Raw genomic sequence first — 2637 nt, 5'->3', positions numbered from 1 at the left:
GCCGCGATAGTGATCTCGTCCGGAACACCTTTCGCATCTTCGCAGATTGCAACGACGGGATAGTCACGTCGCAGCGCATTGAGGAGCCGACGCTGCAGATTGCCGCCAGCCACGCGGCGCAAGAGGTGCCCGAGCAGTAGAACGTAGGTTCTCCCTGGGCCTTCATCGCCGGCGATGGTCATGTCGTCATAGACATACTCCCCATCGAGCCCCTTGAGATCGCCACCGGGTACAAATCCCGGGACTTCGATCAGCCGTCGAATTGCCGATTCGAAGCCGACAATGGGCGCGTGGAGTGCGATCACCGGAGCCGGCATCGCCGCCGCGCGGACCATCGAGGCCAGGGTCACACGTGTTCTATCAATCGCCCGGGCAAGGACGATCGCAGCGATGATGTTGCTGACGAGGGGTCCTTTGCCCGCTTGGCCGATGAGGCTTAGGGCATAGGCGCGGCTTGCATGATCAGTGACAGACAGACGCTCATTCTTAGAATTGGACCTCCGCCGAGATGCCGATCGCAGACCCGCGGGCACGGAAGTGCCTTCGAACGCTCCCGCCGCTGGCAGCAGATAGTCGCCAAAGTGCCGCCGCACCCATGCCAAGTCCTTGTCCCGATCGCCGGTGAGGGACGAGGTGTCGAACACTGGCGTGTAGCGCCGGGTCATGTGACCGTCGATCTCGATGGCCTTCACGTCCAGCAAACCGTTGCGCAGGGCGTTGCGCCTCGCCTCGCGCCTGGCAAGCTGTTCGAGCCGGTGAACCAACAAACGGGCGATCTTACTCATCGATGTTACCCTCCGCAGTTTCGGCAATAATTGCCAAGTCGGATAGGCCAAGGTCTCGTGCCCGCAACGCGCGTTTCCTCAGACGGCCCGGTTCGGGCCGGGGACGCTCGCGAACCCTGCGACGCTCGCGCTGCACGGCGGCGTTGCGGCTACGCTTGGCTAGCCAATCCATGACCACTTCGCAGGCTGGATCGCCCCGCTCGATATGGACCAGCAGGTGCGCCATCACGCGAGGCGGCACGATGCCAGTCAGTCCCTCTTGCGTTCGGACGTGACCAAGTGCGAGGCTGATCGCCACGGCAGGATCATCCGTGGGCGATTGATCGGTGGGGGCACTCCGGGTGCGGAGCAAGGCATCGTGGGGACGGTGGCAGTCAAGTGTCGTAGGTCGGTTGCTCGGGGTGACAGCTTCGCAATGCATGCGCGGCAGCCCCTCCGAATGGATGTCAGAAGACATGGGAACTCCTTGGCCGGACCGCATCAGGGTCCAGCGCAAACGGGGAACGGGGAATGGTGAGAGGATCCACGGCCCGAAAGCGGTGGCGATCAACGCCCACAGCCTGACGGCAAGCGCCTGGCTGCAGTACTCAGATCATCAAACGGATCAGATCAATGCGGCGCAGGACGGCGAGCGTAGCCGACGCGGAAGAAGACCGGGCGCGGCTCGTCGTCATCTATTGAATCCAGCCGCTCGAAGCTCTCTTCCTCCCAGGGGGCGCGATCCAAATCCTCGTCGAACGATCGGGCAGCCATATCTTCCTCGAACGTCCGGTCCGGACCGTTGAGGTTGATCCGAGGTGGCTTCGGCGCGATCAGCTCAGCTTTAGTATCGGCAACCGCTTCGGCGAACCGCTCATCGACCCCAATAGCCTTGCGCGCTTCGACCTCGAGAAGCTGCTGCACCCGGATGCCGAAGCGGCGGCGCAGTTCGGCCATGCAAGATGCGGCCCCGTCGATCTCAAGCAGGTCATCGATTTCGGAGAGAGCCCAGATGCCGGTGGCGTGATCACTCGGACGGCTGGCCCCATCGACGATGGCAACTTCGACCGCGTCGACCATGAGGCGCTTCTGGTTCTTGTAAAGCCAGTCCGGCAACACCATCGCCGAAGCCATCATCTTCATCTTGAGTTCCTCGAGACGGCTGGTGTCGCCGTAAGACGCGAGCGAGCGCTTGAGGTCGAGGATGTATGCGGTGTGTCGCGCGCGGTTAACGACGATCAAGTCCGGCGTGTAGCTGCCCTTGGCCGGTGACTCGCAATCGAGTTTGATGCCGTCGAGGCTCGACCAATCATTGCCGGACACAGCTTCGAGTGCTGCTTTCACGAGCGGCAGTTTGAGCGACTGCGTTAGGACCAGGACATTCGGATTCGCCCGGGCCACCCGCTCGAACGCGTATTCAAGAAGCTTCCCCTCCCTGAACGACACTGCCCGGACCAGCGAGGCGATGTTCACATAATGGCCGAGAATTTCGTCTTCCGCCGGTTCGCCGTCCGTGATCGCGGTGATGGCGCGATTGATGAGCACATCGAGATCGGCTTCGACGTCCTCGAAGCGGACGAGGTGCGGATGGCGGCGCAGCACCGCCGGTTCGCACGCCGGTGCAGAAAGTGCGTTGCGGCCAAAGCCGAACGGACGCGGGCGGGAGCCTGAATGGGCAAAGCCGGTATCGGCGCTGCCCATAAGATTGGTGGTCGAACGGAGAACTTCCCCCTGAGGGGTTTGAGAAGTAAACGTGGTCATAGCCCGATTCCTTTTCACGAAGGCTGAGGGTCAGGCCCTCGTCGATGTTGGCGCATCGGCTTGGGCCGCTTGTCCGGTCATCCGGAACGCGCTTACCCTGGCAGGACCCGAG

2 protein-coding genes and 1 pseudogene are annotated in these 2637 nt (G+C 62.4%); all 3 read right to left on the bottom strand.

Annotated features, from left to right (window positions below; translation table 11 throughout):
• Positions 1 to 785 (bottom strand): annotated as a pseudogene (locus C0V73_RS22950) (hypothetical protein); the annotation flags it as partial.
• On the bottom strand, positions 778 to 1242 hold the full coding sequence (locus C0V73_RS22945) for a hypothetical protein (protein WP_102022339.1): 465 nt from the start codon (positions 1240 to 1242) through the stop codon (positions 778 to 780). The gene C0V73_RS22945 and the pseudogene C0V73_RS22950, both read right to left, overlap by 8 nt.
• 152 nt (positions 1243 to 1394) lie before the next feature.
• Complete coding sequence (locus tag C0V73_RS22940; protein WP_102022338.1) at positions 1395 to 2525, bottom strand: hypothetical protein; 1131 nt, start codon at positions 2523 to 2525, stop codon at positions 1395 to 1397.
• Positions 2526 to 2637 lie beyond the last annotated feature (112 nt).

Origin of the sequence: Rhizobium sp. TH135 (genome assembly GCF_002855515.1) — a bacterium.
Classification (GTDB): domain Bacteria; phylum Pseudomonadota; class Alphaproteobacteria; order Rhizobiales; family Rhizobiaceae; genus Allorhizobium.
Note: the sequence above shows the minus strand (reverse complement) of the source record. Positions and strands in the feature narration are given on the sequence as shown.

What these genes read in the sequence shown, in the direction of transcription:
- C0V73_RS22945 (WP_102022339.1), bottom strand. Translation starts at nt 1,242, where the DNA reads ATGTCTTCTGACATCCATTCGGAGGGGCTGCCGCGCATGCATTGCGAA.
- C0V73_RS22940 (WP_102022338.1), bottom strand. Translation starts at nt 2,525, where the DNA reads ATGACCACGTTTACTTCTCAAACCCCTCAGGGGGAAGTTCTCCGTTCG.